This window comes from Alishewanella sp. BS5-314, from assembly GCF_025377695.1.
Taxonomy (GTDB): domain Bacteria; phylum Pseudomonadota; class Gammaproteobacteria; order Enterobacterales; family Alteromonadaceae; genus Alishewanella; species Alishewanella aestuarii.
Window position 1 is genome coordinate 717,701 of the sequence record NZ_JACEHJ010000001.1, and the last position, 17,513, is coordinate 735,213.

Annotated in this window: 11 protein-coding genes; 4 read left to right on the forward strand and 7 right to left on the reverse strand. The window is 52.5% G+C overall.

Translation table 11 applies throughout. The annotated features are described in order from the left end of the window. Nucleotides 1-145 precede the first annotated feature (145 nt). Complete coding sequence (locus H1D31_RS03320) at nt 146-2,452, forward strand: glycoside hydrolase family 65 protein (protein ID WP_261256013.1); 2,307 nt, start codon at nt 146-148, stop codon at nt 2,450-2,452. Beyond that, nucleotides 2,449-3,093, forward strand: coding sequence for a beta-phosphoglucomutase (pgmB, locus tag H1D31_RS03325; protein ID WP_261256017.1), 645 nt, complete (start codon nt 2,449-2,451; stop codon nt 3,091-3,093). The genes H1D31_RS03320 and pgmB overlap by 4 nt, the downstream gene beginning before the upstream one ends. Nucleotides 3,094-3,100: 7 nt before the next feature. Here pgmB and H1D31_RS03330 read toward each other — a convergent pair whose 3' ends face one another. Beyond that, entirely contained in the window at nt 3,101-4,132 is a 1,032-nt protein-coding gene (locus H1D31_RS03330; RefSeq protein ID WP_039928601.1) for a LacI family DNA-binding transcriptional regulator, read from the reverse strand. 249 nt (nt 4,133-4,381) lie between these two features. Here H1D31_RS03330 and H1D31_RS03335 point away from each other — a divergent pair, with 249 nt between their 5' ends. Next, on the forward strand, nt 4,382-6,652 hold the full coding sequence (locus tag H1D31_RS03335; protein ID WP_261256028.1) for a TonB-dependent receptor: 2,271 nt from the start codon (nt 4,382-4,384) through the stop codon (nt 6,650-6,652). Between the two features lie 97 nt (nt 6,653-6,749). Further along, a complete protein-coding gene (locus tag H1D31_RS03340; RefSeq protein WP_261256030.1) occupies nt 6,750-8,063 on the forward strand; it encodes a serine hydrolase domain-containing protein in 1,314 nt (437 codons plus the stop codon). A 7-nt stretch (nt 8,064-8,070) separates the two neighbouring features. Here the strand turns inward: H1D31_RS03340 and H1D31_RS03345 are convergent, their stop codons facing one another. The 6 genes from H1D31_RS03345 to H1D31_RS03370 all read right to left on the reverse strand — a co-directional run bounded on the left by H1D31_RS03345 (nt 8,071) and on the right by H1D31_RS03370 (nt 17,450). Continuing rightward, entirely contained in the window at nt 8,071-10,194 is a 2,124-nt protein-coding gene (locus H1D31_RS03345) for a winged helix-turn-helix domain-containing protein (protein ID WP_261256035.1), read from the reverse strand. Nucleotides 10,195-10,323: 129 nt separating this feature from the next. Continuing rightward, the gene (locus H1D31_RS03350) at nt 10,324-13,083 is read right to left on the reverse strand and encodes a TonB-dependent receptor domain-containing protein (RefSeq protein ID WP_261256038.1); all 2,760 of its coding nucleotides are present in this window, start codon (nt 13,081-13,083) and stop codon (nt 10,324-10,326) included. Nucleotides 13,084-13,301: 218 nt separating this feature from the next. Further along, nucleotides 13,302-14,537 carry a M43 family zinc metalloprotease gene (locus H1D31_RS03355; RefSeq protein ID WP_261256041.1) on the reverse strand — a complete coding sequence of 412 codons (1,236 nt, stop codon included), beginning with the start codon at nt 14,535-14,537 and terminating at the stop codon, nt 13,302-13,304. Then, the gene (locus H1D31_RS03360) at nt 14,537-15,703 is read right to left on the reverse strand and encodes a metallophosphoesterase (RefSeq protein WP_261256044.1); all 1,167 of its coding nucleotides are present in this window, start codon (nt 15,701-15,703) and stop codon (nt 14,537-14,539) included. Before H1D31_RS03360 ends, H1D31_RS03355 begins: the two co-directional genes overlap by 1 nt. A gap of 231 nt (nt 15,704-15,934) precedes the next feature. Next, nucleotides 15,935-16,462, reverse strand: coding sequence for a cytochrome b (locus H1D31_RS03365; RefSeq protein ID WP_261256047.1), 528 nt, complete (start codon nt 16,460-16,462; stop codon nt 15,935-15,937). Further along, complete coding sequence (locus tag H1D31_RS03370; RefSeq protein WP_261256050.1) at nt 16,455-17,450, reverse strand: catalase family peroxidase; 996 nt, start codon at nt 17,448-17,450, stop codon at nt 16,455-16,457. The genes H1D31_RS03365 and H1D31_RS03370 overlap by 8 nt, the downstream gene beginning before the upstream one ends. Between the last annotated feature and the right edge of the window lie 63 nt (nt 17,451-17,513).

The following is a 17,513-nucleotide window of genomic DNA, read 5'->3' on the forward strand; positions in this document are numbered from 1 at the left end:
GCCCTGTCTGTACTGCGGTTTTTTTAAGCATTGCGCTTGCACTATACACCGCTTAAGTTTATCTTTGCAATCGATTGCAATTAAATAAATCTTCATTGTATAGTGCCCGAAACGGTAAGACGCGTGCAAACAAACAGGTGATGTGATGACAACCCAAGCGCAACCCCCATCCGAAACTGCATTGGCCCTGGCCGCCTGGCAACTGCCGGATAACGACTACCGGCCTGCGGACTATATGCTTAAAGAAACCCTGCTTAGTCTGGGCAATGGTTATCTGGGTACCCGCGGCAGTTTTGAAGAAGGCGCACCGGCCGGCGTGCCGCACTGTGAGGGCACCTACCTGAATGGCGTCTACAGCAGTGAGCCTATTGTCTATGGCGAAAGCGCCTATGCCTTCGCCAAACACAATCATAAGATGCTGCAGGTAGCTAATGGTAAGGTACTGCGCGTAAGTGTGGACCAGCAAAGCGTCAACATCGGGGGGGCGCTATCTCATCAGCGGCAACTGGACATGCAAAGCGGCGTACTGCATCGCAACTGGATCTGGCAAAGCCAGAGCGGTAAACAACTGCAGCTGCAGAGCCGGCGTTTTATTTCCCAGCAAAGACCACAGCTACTGGTTATCGAACTGACCCTGACCGCCCTGAATTTTAGCGGCCCGGTAACACTGAGCAGTGCCCTGGATGCGGCTTACGCCGGTTATCATAAAGCCGACGATCCGCGCGTTGGCGTGATGTCGATTGCTGATAGCCTGAGCCTGCGGCAACAAGCGTTATTACCTCAGGGGGGCCAGATGTTGCATCAGGCCAAAGGCAGTGACAGTTGGGTAGTCGCCTGCTGGCAGGACCAATTACCGGCGGCAACACCATCTCTGCCGCCAGCGATAACCGCAGATAACTACTTACAGCAGGAATATCAGCTACACCTGGAGCAAGGTAAGCCGCTGAGCGTACACAAGCTGGTGGTGTACCAACACGCCGCAGCCGGTGCCGATACCGCACAGTTATGCCAGCAGGCACAGCAGACGTTACAGGATGCCGCCACTGCCGGCTTTAACACCTTAATGACCGAACAGCATCAATGGTGGCAGCAGTTCTGGCAGGGCGCAGATCTGGAAATTGCCGGCGATCTGGCGCTGCAACAAGGGATCCGCTTTAACCTGTTTAGTCTGGCGCAATCTGCCGGCCGTAACGGCCAGAGTAATATCGCGGCCAAGGGCCTGACCGGGCCGGGTTATGATGGTCACTATTTCTGGGATACCGAGGTCTATGTGATCCCGGTGATGAGCCTGCTGCAACCCGGGCTGGCCAGACAGTTACTGGCGCATCGCTATAGCCAGCTACCGGCCGCCAGAGCGCGGGCACGGCAGATGTCACATCAACGTGGCGCACTCTATCCGTGGCGCACCATAGGTGGCGAGGAGTGCTCCGCTTACTTTCCGGCAGGTACCGCGCAATACCATATTAATGCTGCCATCGCCTATGCGATCCGTAGCTATTACCTGGCCAGTGGCGATCGCGATTTTATGGCCAGTATGGGGATGGAAATGCTGGTGGAAACCAGCCGGCTGTGGCTGGAGCTGGGCTTTTTTAATCCGCGTGCCGGCGGTCGCTTTGAGATCCATCAGGTTACCGGCCCGGATGAATACACCGCTATCGTTAACAACAACTACTACACCAATGCCATGGTAAAGCTGCAGCTGAGCTTCTGCTGTGAATTGCTGACGGCAGAACCTACCTGGGCAAACCGCCTGGGCGTGAGTAGCAAAGAACTGGCCAAGTGGCAACAAGCCGCCAGTCAGATGTACCTGCCCTACGACAGTGAGCTGCAAATCCATGCGCAGGATGATAGCTTTTTGCAAAAGCAGCGCTGGGATTTCGCCAACACGCCGGCGGAAAAGTACCCGCTGTTGCTGCACTTCCATCCGCTGGTGATTTACCGGCATCAGGTGCTGAAACAAGCCGATACCGTGCTGGCGAATGTGCTGTTGGATGATCAGATCAGCCCGGCACAGAAAGCCCGTGATCTGGCGTACTACGAGCCTCTGACGACGCATGACTCCAGTTTGTCGGCCTGTATTCACAGTATCGCCTTTGCGGAAACCGGCGATATTACCCGGGCGCAGCACTTCTTTGGCGACTCAGCACGGATGGATTTGGATAACCACCATGGCAATACCGAAGTGGGTGTACATATCGCCTGTATGGCCGGCAGCTGGTTAAGCCTGGTGCAGGGTTTTGCCGGCGTGCGGGTAAGAGCGGACGGCCTGTATCTGGCGCCCAAGCTGCCACCGCAACTGGGGCAATTGCGCTTTCATTTGCAGTATCAGCAGCGCTTACTGCGCATTACCGTCACGGCCACAGAAGCCAGGTGCGAGCTATTAAGAGGCGAGCCGCTGACGCTTTATCTCCATGGTCAACCTGTTACGCTGACAACGGGAGCTCACTTATGATTCAGGCGGTTATTTTTGATTTAGATGGCGTGCTGACCGACACCGCCCACTATCATTTTCAGGCCTGGCAGGCACTGGCGCACTCTCTGGGAATAGCCTTTACCGAGCAGGATAACGAGCACCTGAAAGGTGTGGACCGGCTGGGCTCACTGCGACTGATCTTACAAAAAGGCGGCCTGACACTGCCTGCGGCCGAAGAAGAACGTTTAATGGCACGTAAAAATGCACATTATTTGCAGCTAATTGCCGGCATGACGGCAGCGGATTTATTTCCGGGGGTGCGCGAGTTGTTCGCCCGGCTGAAACAAAGCGGTATTAAACTGGGCCTGGCTTCGGCCAGTAAAAATGCCGCCTTTGTGTTGCAGCGGCTGGGCATTGCCGGGGAATTTGATGCCATTGCCGATGCCGCCACAGTTAAACATAGCAAACCGGATCCGGAGATCTTTTTGCAGGCAGCGGCGCTGCTGCAGATTGCACCGGAGCATTGCCTCGGGGTTGAAGATGCCGCCGCTGGCGTGACGGCGATTAACCGTGCCGGGATGCGCGCTATCGGTATCGGCCAGCCGGAGCAGCTACGCGAGGCGCTAATGGTTTTCCCAACACTGCAGGCGTTAGACGCGGAGCGACTGCTGACACTGTAAGCGCGGATTATAACTGCCGTAAACTCGACTGCCGGCACAACAAGCGCACCGGCAGCTGAGCTGACGGCACCGCCGCGCCCTGAATACGCTGCAATAAGGCGCTGACCAGTAACTTACCGCCGGCCTGGGTATCTTGCTTCACAGTACTTAACGAGGGAGTGCAGTAGGCAGACATCGCTATATCGTCAAAACCAACCAGCGCCAGCTGTTGCGGCACCTGCACGCCGTGCTCCAGCAGCGCCTTCATCGCGCCCATGGCAATCGCATCACTGGCGGCGAAGATCGCATCCAGTGTTGGCAATTGCTGAAACAGCACTTGCTGGGTTTTCAGATAGGCATCCTGAGCAGTAAAGTCGGTGTTCAGCTGTAAGGCCGGCTCGACCGGCAAGCCGGCTTGCGCCAATGCATCCTGATAACCGAGATACCGCATTTCAATCTCGGTATGCCGGATATCGCCGAGAAAGGCCACCCGCTGACAGCCCTGATGTAGCAAGTGCTCAACTGCCAGCCGCGCCCCCTGACGGTTATCGCTACCAATTACCGGAAAGGTCTCATCACCGTTTGCCGCGCCCCAGACCACAAAGGGTACACCCGCCTCTGCCAGCTGTTGCACCCGTTCATCGTGCTCGCCCTGTCCAATCACAATCAGGCCATCGGCCCGTTTTGAATCAAAGTAGTAACTGCGCCAGTCTTTGTCGGTGGTCTTGCTGGTACTAAGCAGCATATCGTAGCCCTGACGGGTTAACTCATCGGCAATCACGCCCAGAATATCCAGCAAAAAGGGGTCGGTAATGCTTTGCTGGGTTTTGGCATCAAACAGGATAATTACCGCTATGGTATGGCTTTTTTGCGTGCGCAGACTGCGGGCGGTAGCATTCACTTTAAACTGATGGGCGGCGGCAATTTGCTGCACCTTTTCCCGGGTAGCGGCATTGATCACCGGGTTATCCCGTAACGCCCGCGACGCTGTTGACTCTGAAACACCGGCTAACCTGGCAATATCCGCCAGCGTCAGCACTTTTGCACACTCTTTTACCACAACATACCTGTTCGTTTTGTTAGCCGTACTCACCGCATAATGCCCGATCAGATCTCTGGCTGCAATGCTCGCGGCCCCGGCTGACTGCTGAGATGGAAAATTCTGCGAAAAATTTTCTGCAATCGTATGCAAAAAGCACAAAAGCCCTATTGCAATCGATTGCAAACTGTCCTAATGTTAGCGCGTACGGCAAATAATGTTCAAAAAACCGCCGGCAACTTATCAACAGGATAGACTTGGAGACATCGCATGAGGTTACCGCTTAATAAGATCACCAGTGCCATTATTTTAGCCTTTAGTCTGCCGGCCGCTGCCCAGACTAACAGCACTGAACAGACAGAAAACACCACTGAAAACAGCCAGATTGAGCAGATTGTTGTCACCGGTAAGGCCAGCGGCATGTCGGGCTTACGGGTAGATCAAAGCTATGCCATTACCAGTGTGTCCGCAGAAAACATTACCAAACTGGCCCCCAAAAGCACTGCCGAGTTATTTACTGTGGTGCCGGGCGTCTGGTCTGAAAGCTCTGGTGGCGTGGCGGGCGCTAATGTATTCGTACGGGGCTTCCCCAGCACCGGTGATGCCCCCTTCCTCAGTATTCAACTGAATGGCGCTGTAATTTATCCTCCTTCGACGCTGTCGTTTCTGGAAAACTCGTCGATTTTCCGCCTCGATGAAACTATCCACTTTATGGAAGCCTTACGCGGCGGTGCCAACCCGGTGATCAGTCACGGCCAGCCCGGCCTGACCACCAACTTTGTGTTAAAAGAAGGCAGTGACCAAACCGAAGGTTTAGTGAAATACAGTACCAGCAATTATGGTCAACAACGCATTGACGCGGTATTAAGCGGTAAACTGGCTGATCGGCTGTACTTTATGGCAGGTGGCTATATTAATCAGTCGGAAGGACCACGCGAAACCGGTTTTACCTCGGAGAAAGGCCATCAGTTTACGATTAACCTGACCAAAGAACTGGATAACGGCAGCATTAATTTCTATACCCGCCAAACTGACGACCACGGGGTCTGGCATTTACCGGTACCGCTCAATATCGATGGCATCGATAATACCTTTACCCAAATTGGCCCGTTAAACCGCCAGGCCACTATCGCTTATGGCGCCAGCGGCGAAACCGCCAGCTTTGACTTTGGCGATGGCCGCGGTTGGAACGGCGGTATCAGTGGCGGCAGTGTCGATCTGGATCTGACCGACAGCTGGCGCCTCGTCTATCGGTTTAGCCATATTAATGGTCAGGCCAACACCTTTGGTCTGGTACCGGAAGGTGGTGCCGTGCGGCTGGGTGATATCCGGGGCGCCAATGAGGTGGTGACCGGCGCCGCAACCGGTAACAGCTATAGCGATGACACCTTTGTGCAGCAAATTGGCCGCTGGGTAGTATTAAAAGATATCAATGCCTTTACTAATGATCTGGCACTAAGCCAACGCACCGACAACGCCGTCTATACTCTTGGCTTATACCAAACCCGCTACTCGGTAAAAGACTGGTGGTCTATCGGAAATCAGGCCTGGCATGTGCTGCAAAAAGGTGGTGAGCGCTTAAGTGGTCTGGCGTGTAATGACCTGCAGGACAGTTGTAGCTGGAACTATGATATTGATGCCACCGGTGATGGCACCACACGCGCCCTGTATGCTGCAGTGGAATATCAACTGACCGAACAGTTACGCCTGGATGCCGGCGCACGCCGTGAAAATCATCAGGTTGCCTATACCGTGGACGAGGGGTTAACCGGTCGGGTCAGCAAAGCCGTTGATTACGATGAAAGCAAAACCGCCTGGACTGTGGGTGCTAACTATATGTGGCAGCCGAATATGGGGGTGTTTGCCCGCGTCAATCAGGGCAACAAGATGCCGCATTTTGACGATTTTCGTGATAATTTTGATGCCTTTACCGCCGGTGACAAGTTAATTAAAGAAGTGACTCAGTACGAACTGGGTTACAAATGGGCCGAGCGTAATCATAGCCTGTACCTAACCGGCTTTTACAACGAAGTCGAGGGTGAATTGTTTGTTACCCGGCCCGGCGCGCCGGCCGAAGTGCTTACCACTGAGGCATTAGGTATTGAGATTGATGCCAACTATATTGCCGACAATGGCTTTATGCTGAACCTGAATGCGACTATTCAGGATACGGAAATTACCAATCACCCGGATCCGCTGGTGGTCGGCAATCAGGCGATCCGCCAGCCGAAATGGCAGCTGCGGCTAACGCCAAGCTACGGCTTCGAGGTAGCGGATATGTTCGCCACCCTGTACGGTACTGTATCCAGTGTCTCAGATCGCTATGGTGATAATGGCAATACCGTCACCCTTGCAGGCTATACCAAGCTGGATCTCGGGTTGCAGCTGGAGGTAACTGATAACCTGACGGCGCAACTGGCAGTGGCCAACCTGACTGATAAAGCAGGTATTACCGAAGGGGATCCGCGTAATCCGGCTTCGCCGAATGGCCGCTATATTATGCCGCGCACCATCGATTTTAGCGTCAGCTACCGTTTCTAATCCCTCCCTGTGTGGTTTAGGCCTTTACTGCGGTAAAGGCCTTTTTTATGCTGAAAACTGCTATGCTGTAGACAGTGATTACTCAGGGATGAACACTATGCCTAAACTTTCGGTACTGCCTTGCTTCTTGTCACTTGTGCTATATCAGCTGCCAATGGTAACGCTGGCAGCCCCAGCGCCACTCTCTGCCGAACTATCCGATCCCCGAACGCTTGGCTGGATGCAGGGTTTCCCGCCAACACCAGAGCGGCGGATTACCCAACCTGACAGTAACTTTTTCAGTTTTCCCAAGTTACGTTGGAGTGTTTGCCATATGCGTGAATTGCTGCCAACGGCGGCCATTCCACGCGCCATTGCACACTACTCAGCATTACCTGAAGCACTGAATCCGGCGATTGACGAACTACAGTTTACTCCTACCGGCGCTGACCGGCCGATCAGCTGGCGTGACGGCCTGGCGGCTAACTATACCGATGGCATGCTGGTACTACACCGCGGCAAGGTGGTTTACGAAAACTACCAGGGGTGTTTAGGCCCACAGCAACATCATGCGGCGATGTCGATGACCAAGTCGGTAACCGGCTTACTGGCAGAAATGCTGATCGCCCGGGGGCAGCTTGATGAAAACGCTCTGGTTGGTACCCTGATACCCGCGCTGCAAGGCTCGGCCTTTGCCAATGCCACGGTAAGGCAGGTGATGGATATGACCACAGCCCTGAAATATAGTGAAGATTATGCTGATCCCAATGCGGATATCTGGCAATACAGTGCCGCGGCAAACCCGCTGCCGAAACCGGCCGGCTATCAGGGACCCGTGGGTTACTACGAATACCTGATGACAGTGCCAGCCGCCGGAGAGCATGGCAAGGTATTTGGCTATAAAACCGTAAACAGCGATGTGTTAGGTTGGGTACTTGCCACTGTTACCGGTAAACCCTATAACCAGTTGGTGTCAGAGCTATTGTGGCAGCCACTGGGGATGCAACAGGATGCTTACGTTACTGTTGATGCCCTTGGTACACCCTTTGCCGGTGGCGGCATCAGTGCCACCCTGAGAGATTTGGGCCGCTTGGGGCAGGCACTGTTGGACGCCGCCTTGGGTAAACCCGGAGTAATTGCGCCAGAGCTGGCCCGTGGCATTCAGGCGGGTGGTGATAAAGCCGCCTTCGCTGCCGGTTTTAGCAGTTTAGCTGGTGGCAGCTACCGCAGTATGTGGTGGGTATTTCATAACCCACATCGCGCTTTTGCTGCGCGGGGTGTGCACGGGCAGACCATTTACATCGACCCGACAGCAGAAATGGTGATAGTACGCTTCGCCTCACATCCGGTAGCCAGTAATAGCGCCAATGACGCGACCTCGCTACCGGCTTATCAGGCTTTGGCGGAGTTTCTGCTACGCCAGCAAAGCTAGAGCCTAATTATTTCAGCTGCAGTAACGGATGACGCAGCTGCATAATGTCCGCCCGACTCTGCTGATCGATAGCCAGAAAAGCGCGCTGTGGTCCTGCGGCATAGCTCAGATTACTGTGAATACTGACTTGCTTAGCCGATAACTGCACCCGATCTGTCAGTTGTCGCGTCTGCCAGTCAAAGCTACGCAACATCAGTTGGCCGGCTTGTTCATGTAAGAACAGCAGCTGCTCCTGGTCCACATACCAGGCATAACTGGTATTAAACTGCTGGCCATCCAATATTTGTTGTTGGGAGCCATCAGGCAGCAGTTGCCACAACCCCAGATTACGGCCTTTAGTAAACAGCAAGTTACCATCACTGGTCATCTGGGCAAATACGCCGCCGTCGCTGGTCAGCTGCCGTAGTTGCAGATCGGATAAATCCAGCTTAAACAGGTTGCTGTTGGCACTAAACAAGATGGCACTGTCATCTTGCCACCATGACGGCCGGCTGTGCCAAAACAACTCGGTTTCGAGACTGGTGAGTTGACCGGTAGCAACATCCAGGATCGTCAGGGTATCCCGCTCTTCATCCGGAAAACGGGCAACAAAGGCGACTTTATCGCCCTGATGCGACCATTTGGGATATTTCACCCGCCCTTTTAAGCTGGTCAGTTGCCTGGGGTTTTGCATGGTTGGCGAAGCCATCCAGAGTTCGGTGTAGCCAGAAGCATTGCTGATAAAGACCAATGCATTGTTGTGAGCATTAAAATCGGGATGTTCGTAACGGTGATCAGACGAGGTAAGTGGGAAAAAACTACTGCCGCTTTGTTGCGCTAATGACAAGTACGCCAGTTGAGTAGCACTGGTCAAACGATGGAAAAAAATACTACCATCGGTGGCCGCCTGACTTTGACCGCCAAAATCATCCACCCCCAGATTGCGAACGCTGCCATTGGTCGGATCTAAGACAAAGCCCTGCCGTCGGCCATGCTGTAAAGCGCTGTAAACAATACGTCTGTCATCCGGATGCCAGCTCACGCCCAGAATATCCTCCTCACCAAAAGTTAGTTGCTGCTCATCGCCTGTCGTTAAATCGCGCAAAAAGAGTTCTTCTGATAAGCGATGCAAGCGCCGGGTTAAAAGTAAACGTGTACCATCTGCGCTAAACGCCAGGTCCCTCACTCTGGCTTCGCAATGTTGGCGGCACGGTACAGCGACCGGCGCCTCCACCTGAGGTTTTAAATCTAACCGGTATAAACTACTACCGTCACTATTATGCGAACCACTAAAAAGCAAATAACTGCCATCAGGCGCAATATCCAGGTACACCCTGCTATGCCGGCTGCAACTGGTTAGCACCTCTGTGCCAAGCGTTTGCAAGGTCAGGCGGTTGATACTGCAACGCCCTTGTACTGGTGTCAGACTGGAATAATACAAATACCTATTATCTGGCGACCAGACTGCTGCACCGGTATTTTGCTCTGAGAAAGTAAGTTGTTTAAAACTGCCGGGTTGCGCCAGATCAGCCAGATACAGTTGTGCCGGTTGCTCATACTGTTGCCAGCTGAAGGCCAACCAGCGACCATCTTTGGATAACGCAGGAAAGGTCGCCCGACCATTACCATGCGTCAAGGCAGTAACTTGCAGCTCTGGTGCGGCGATATCTTGGGTCGGCCAGTAGTGCCACGCCGCTATTATCAACAACAGACAGCTCGCCATAACAGACCAAAAACCCGCTCCGACACGTCGGACCGGCGGCAACTGCACAGTCTCAGACTCTGCTAACAGGGGTGCCTCTGTTACAGGCTGGAGCTCTGCCGGTAAGGTTTCAACATAAAGTGGTGCCAAATCCAGGCGGTAGCCTTTCTTGCGCACTGTAGCAATACAATCTGCAGCACCTAACTGCTGAAATTGATTACGAAGCTGCCAAATAGCATTGGTGAGGGCTTTTTCACCGACATAGGCGTTGCCGGCCCAGACATTGTCGATCAGGGCTTCGCGCGTGACCAGTTCCGGATAACGACTGGCTAAAAACGCCAGCACCTCTATCGGTTTTAACTGTAGCGTCACAGCCTCGCCCTGCTCTGAGGTCAGAGTAAGATTATCTTGATCGACCAGTATCTTGCCAAGGTAGAAGCGGCTGCTCATTAAACTAATACTTACCTGAAGTTAAAGCTATTATTAGCGACTAAAGCATGACCGATTATAGAGGCAGAAGAGGGGCAATGTATATCGGAAAAAGTCGCAAGCCCCAGCGGAGCTTGCGGCCTGCAGCATTTAAAACTTATAGCGGATAGCGCCGTAAAGAGTTCGGCCAATCACGTTATACTCGCTATTCGTCTGGTAATACGGATGACTGTTCCGGCTCGGATGCCCTTCGGCAAATAGCGGTGGCATCGCATTGGTCAGATTATTGATCCCCATGGTTAGCTTGACGCTGCGGTTAAGATCATAACTGGCGTTCAAATTGGTTTCTTTGTGCGGCGCCAGCTTACTCCACACGCGCTCGGTATAGGCCGCATTATTGGCGTCGCGCAAGGTCCAGGTATGCCAGCCTTCGGCTGAGCCCAGATAGTTCCAGTTCAGATTAAGCGCAAAGTCGCCAAGGTTATAACGCAAGCCGATCCCCGCCTTCCAGGCCGGTAAATAATTATCTTTGGTTTCTTCCACCCGGCCAGACTCAGCAAACGCCTGATATTCCTTTTTCAGGGTGTGCGAGACATCCGCCTTCCAACGTAAGCGCCCATATTTTTTGAAATCAAGTTTATATTCTATCTCAAAATCAATACCCTGAGACGCTTCATAGGAACTGTTAATTTCGCCGCGGCGTACACAAAGAATATCAAGGTAATCATTGCCTTGTTGGCGCTGCATAATATAACCCAGTGAGTCCAGCTCACGGCAACTGCTGGCTTTGCCGGTCATATCATAGGCAGGATTATCCAAAATTCGACTCGCTGACTCCCGGTATACCGCACCGGTTAAGGAGATCCGCCAGTAATCCAGTCGTACACTAAGGTCATCCGTTAACTGACTAACGACACCCAGGTTGTAGAATTTGCCTTTTTCTTCTTCCAGATCCACGTTACCAGCGGTAATAGATTCAAATTGGTCGGTAACATCGCGCGGATGATTAGGGTCAATATGCTGATTGGTACTGGTAAAGCTACGGCTGGGGCCGGCGTATAAACGATGCAAATCCGGTGCGCGGAAGCTACGGCCACCGTTGAGGCGAATTAAGGTACTCTCTGTTGGCCGATAAACCAAACCGGCCTGAGGCGTCACCGCGCCGCCGACATTGGATTGATCATCATAATGGTCATAACGCAATGCCATACTGGCTTCTAGCTTGCCAAGCGAACCTGGCTGGTCTAACAGTGGCAGTGCCAACTCGGCAGCCGTAGCGTAGCGCTTACGCTCACCGCGCCCTTGGGTGCCGCCCTGTCCCAGTAAATTGTCCGTCAGGGTATCGATATCTTTTTCATCAAAGTACCACTCTCTGGCCCACTCTGCTGACCAGGCAAACTGCGCAGTGCCTGCTGGTAACTCAAAAGCATCACCACTTAACACTGCCGAGAACTGGTTCATCCCAGAGCCGGAATCTGTTAAGGTTTCCGCATACAGGTGTGCCACTTGCGCCGGCGTCATCTTATCCAGCGGATACCATTTATTTGGATTAGCCGAGTCTGCCGGATTAAAACTGATAACCTCCAATAGGCGATCTGCGCGCATCTGGTTACGGCCAATGCGTTCAAAAGTGCTTTTGCCGTACGCCCAGCTCAGTGCTAAGTCATAGTCCGCCACCTTCCCTTCCAGGCCTAGCGACCCATTAAGGTTATTTTGTAAGCCGGTATAATCACGGCGTTGGCCATAGTCGTCTAACCGCCGGTATACCCGAAACTCACGGCTACGGGCAAAATCTTCAGCGTTATAACTGTATACACCGGGGTTATCACGGTCCATAAAGATGGTTGGGCTAATGCTTTTCTGCCCATTGCCACGGGTTGTTTCGCGGTCACTGCCTTGCAGTAACAGATTGTAGTTCCAGTCTGCATTCAGCTCGCCCTGATGATTCATCACCAGGTTCCACTCCTTCTTGCCAGTATGCAAACTTTCATCCCGGGTGGAGTCATATCGGCATTTAAAGCGACTTTCTGCATCATTCCAGATGCCATAACTGCCAAATAACTCCTGACACTGCTGTTGATTCGCCATGATGTAGGTGGCATTGGTACCACTAATATTCTGGTTGTGAAATACCCGGCTGTAATCACGCAGATAGGCTGAGGTTGAGCTGAAAGTATCGGTACCATCCGGCCCTAACCGACTGGTAAATTCACGCTGGCCACTGCGCAAAATTTCATCATCACGATATTGCAATACAAATACCGTTTGCCCTAAACGGCTGTTCATACCGTGTGTTAATGTAGCGCGGCTCTTATCCCGGCCACCAAGTTGCGGATTTTCATGCCGTAAATCCAGCTGGCTGCGCTCAAACTGATTTTTCAGAATAATGTTTACTACCCCACCAATGGCATCTGAGCCATAGATGGCCGAGGCACCGCCACTGAGGATTTCGATCCGCTCTATGGCACTGGTTGGAAAAGTAGAGGTATCAACAAAGTTACTTTGCCCACCCGTTGCGGTTGGATATTGTGGGATCCGTTTTCCATTAACCAGCACCAGGGTGCGGTTAGCGCCCATACCACGCATATTGATGGTAGAAGCGCCTTGGGTCCAACTACTCTCGTTACCTTGAATAGTCCGGCCTGAGTTAAATACTGAAGACTGCAGCAATTCTTCAACACTGCTAAAGCCACTGGCTTCAATTTCCAGGGCACTGATTACCGTCACCGGTGCAACCCCTTCCAAATCGGTGCGCTTGATCCGGGATCCGGTCACCTCTATCCGCTCAACTTCTGGTTCTGCCTGCGGTTGGGTGGTATTCGCATACAGCGGTAAAGATACCGCTAAACTGCTCAGGGTGCCGGCTAGCGCCAGTTGCACCGCGTGGGTAAGATAATGCTTGCTGGTCATATTATGTTCCTGTGGAAATCTTTTTGTTATTCCGGTTTTACCTAAAACAACGATCGACTTACTGCCTCCGACCGCCCTCTTCGCTATGTACTTTGTCTGAGCAACCCTTGTCACAGCGACTGGGCAACTGACCAGTCCATCATTAACAATAAACTTTGCAAAACAATGGATAACGACTCTTTTCTACAACGCTTCTATCTCTATTTTATCTCTTTTGGCTACTTCATCAGGCTAACCCGCAAAGCATCTAGTGCCAGACTGCTTGCTTTACCGTCCCCGAGAGTGCCACTAAACTTTAACTGCACTGCACCAGCCGGTGGCAATGTCAGACAATGTTGCTGCCAGCCGTTGCTGTGCTGCCCGGTATGCCACAACAGTGTCCAGCTATCAGTGTTAGTGCGGCTAAATAGCGCTAAGCTGCTGTGATCTTCCGCCTCGGTTTGATAGTGAAAACACAGCTGTAACATCCCGAGCTCCGTCGTCTGATACCAAGGACTAAGCAGATCGGCGTGGGCACCTTCACCGGCCCGACTATTCAGGAATGCAAAGTGTCTGCCCACTTGAGCCTGCTTCGGGCCGACGCGGCTATGGGATGAAATAGGATCTACTGTCCAGTTGGCACTATCCCCCACTACGGCATTCTGCCAGCTAAAGGCTTGCCAGGGCCTGGGAGTAAAGTTTTCCTGGTGCGGAAAATCGCTGACGGTAGCAAAGCTTTGCTGATAAATTTCCCCGATCTGTTGTCCCAGATAAAAGCGGTCATTGATCAAAGTATGCTGGATCCGCGCTTTCTGCTCCGGGGTAAAGTGATCGCGACAACTTGCTGGGCCATATGACATATAGTTACGGCTTGGCGGCATTGCCATTAGCTGTTGTTGACCAAGGTACTCGCAGGTCTTGGGATCAAAATCCCGCCTTGGCAGACCGGGATCCTCCGCGGTATCGCACAGCAGATCTGCACTATTCCAACAGTAGGCGCCGCGGCGTGAGCGGCTAAAGGTATGAATTAAACCAAAATAATGGCCAACCTCGTGAATCAGGGTGGTGTGATCCAATCGGGCAGCTTTGACGAACAAATAATCACGCTGCCGAAATGGGAAGTTGGCCCTGCCATTACTTTTCAAAGCATTTAAATGAAATATATTCAACGCATTACTAACTGACAACTCCTGCAAATCTGGCCAGTACTTATCGGTTTCCCAACCGGCATGCCAATCGTCACGATCAATAAAACGCTGCTCATAACTGTAAAAAAATAATCCCATGCCGTTATAGGCGGCATTTAAGCGCTGCATAGCCACGTCGAGATCGGCATCTGACACTACCGGGTGCAGCCCCTGACTATCACGACTGACATGATGAACCACCGGAATGCTCACCGCAGCCAAAGCAGAGCGGATAATAACAGCACAGAGCAAACCTAAAACCGCACAACGATATCCAACACGCAACATCACTCGCTTCCTTGTGCAGATAAATGAGCAGGTGTATAAACCGGCACGGTATCGCGGCGGCCATCCAGCGAGCCTCGATAGAACTGGCCATCCAGCCACAAGAGTAAACTGCCACTCTTGCCTTTTTTGATGTCACTATCCACCGAGTAAACGCGGCCCTGATAATGCTGATAAACAGAGTCCATCGAGGTGTGGCCCACTACAATATGCCTGACGGCAAAGCGCTGTAACAGATCATCAAGCTGAGCTAACGTAATCGCATTTTCTTCCCGAAAATAGCCGCGATACCAGATTGGCCCCAGCCTGCCATATAAGAAAGCCAACACAGGCTGCTCCATTAACTCTGCTCTGGCAATCCCCAGCGACTGCCGGTATAGCTCGTTCACTTCGGCCATACTTAGCCCCAGCGCCAGATAATCCGGATGCACACCGGCATGCATAATCAGCATATCATTGAGTTTTAGCAGCACAGGTTTGCTGCGTAGCCATTGCCCGAGAACAGTATCGGCAGCATACAATTCGCTGTAATTTTTACCCAGCACAGTCTCTACCTGGCGGTATTTAGTATGGATATAACGCAGATCGTTATACAGCACCATGGTTTCATGGTTTCCCAACAGCATATGGAAGCGCCCGCCGGCAGCCTGAGCTTGTTGGTCTAGTCGGTAAAAAAGCCACAATAGCTCAGTCACCTGCTCCCCCCTGTCCATCAGGTCGCCGGCCAATACCAGATGTCCGCTGCCAAATTGCCAGTTTAAATCCCGATCGATAATACCTTGCGCCTGTAATAGCTGAATGGTTAACGCGTACTGTCCGTGTAAATCGCTAATAATGGCGACCTTAGAAGCTGAGAAATCCAGCTCGGGGGCCGCTGCAATCGGATGGGAAGCCAGAGGAATATCCTGTGCCTGTTGGCAGCGGGCAGGAATAACCTGTTGTTGTTGCAGATTAAGCAGTAACTGCTGCACCTGGCCATGACAGACCCAGTTCACTAACAGCTGTTGCTGTGGCAAAAACCAGGCATAAGGGCCATCATGGAGTGTGAGTAGCTGTCTCTCAGCTTCTGAGGGCAGCGGTTGCGGCGGCGAAGTGACAGCCTTGATAGCACCAAAATAAATTCCGGCGCACAGTATGGTAAAACTGCACATGACTAAGATAGAACGCACAAACACTGCTTTCTCCTGCTAAGGTTGTAACACTACCTGCAGCAAGACTGCGTAAAAAACCTGTTCAGCGCTATCTTTCCAACTCTATTGCACCCCGTTATTGAGTCAATTCTATATCTATTGCTTATTTTTCATAATCTTAAATCTGAGATACTGTTCAAGACAAACGTCTTGTGCGCTGCTTTAGCCAGACAATGATAACTGTCATCCCTGCTGCTGCAGCGCGACAACTTAACGGCGCAGCATACTGCTAAACACCCCATCCCGCTTGATCAGGCCGTGATAGAGCGCGGCAATAATGTGCACCACAAGCAGCAGCACTAACAACAGCGCCGCCCAGCCATGAATCTCGCGAAACAGGCCATAGAGCGCTAAATCGGTATTGAGCAAGGATGGCAGCGGCAATCCAAACAGCTCCAGCGGGCGACCAGCGGCATTTTGCATTAAATAACCGGACAACGGCATCACAACTAACAATATATAAAAGCCAAGCTGCGTGAGTTTCGCTGCAATTTGCTGCATTTTCGGCACACTATCTGGCAACTTTGGTGTGTCACTACGCAAGCGGAGATAAAGTCGCACTAATATCGCCAACATGGCCAGTAAGCCCATGGCTTTATGCCAGGCCAGCAATTGCTGCTGCCAGGGGCCCAGCGACTTAACCATGGTTAAACCGGCGAACACCAGGCTCAGCACTAAAGCCGCCATTAACCAATGCATTACCCGCATCGCCAGGGGATAAACTATTGGCTTATTCATTGGCACCTCCAGTAACTTGCTGCATTAACACTTCGCGGGCACGGCGGCGGTGCGATTCGGCATAGGCTGCGGCTCGGGCGCGTAAAATCGGATCGTCTGAAGGCGCAAAACCCGCCGGCAGTACCAAGGGATCGAAGTTAATCGCATTACAGGCGCCAGCGTCCTGCAAACTGGCTTGCTCAATGACGATAGTACCGGCGCTTAGTTGCGGGTTAGTTTCTGGCCAGGGAATAGTGGCATCCGCCGGATTGTCGTTGGCGGTGGCCAGGGTAAACTGTAAATCAAAGCGCACCGGCCCTTGCTGCAGCCGGCTAAAAAACTCCTGCTGTAGCGCATCTGTGGCTTCTGCATCAGTAATTTGTCCAACGTCATCCGTTAGCGGCAGTGCCGCCCAGCGCACCGCTTGTTGCTGCCCCTGGGCATTAATCAGATAAAAGGCATTAATACTGTGGTAGCGCTCGGTAGCAAAGCTCTGGCTGGGCTGATAGCTATTACGCCAGTTAATAAAGTTTTGGGCTTCCGGGTGGGCGGCAAAAAACTCCGGCACTGTGCTGTTTTGAATGGCTAACAGCTGCTGATAAAACTTCTCGGGGGTCGCGACCGCTAATACCGGCGGCGTATTCATTGCCGTGCGCCACTGCTGCGGGCTATCGGGCAGAATAGTTAGCGCCAGACTGCGGACCGGTGCTTTCAGATCGGGGGCAGATGGATTATTACCGGCAATCGAGATGCGGCCAATAAAAGGATAACTGCCACTTTGCAGCACCTGGGCACTGGAATAGGCAGCCAAAGCCCCCGAAGACTGAAACTCACCGCTGATACAAAAGCCCTTGGCATGAGCGCGTCGGAAACCCGCTTGCAGCTGAGAACCTTGCTGTAAATTGACAAAGTCCTGGGCGCTAACCGGGGCGCGGCCGCTAAAACTCACGGCATAAATGGCCGCAGCCACTACGGCCCCCGCAGCGGCAGCAAAAATAACATATCGCATAAGCATGACTTCTTTTGGTTAGATATTAGCGTGGCGCAACTGGCCAGCAGTTTAGTACGCTCC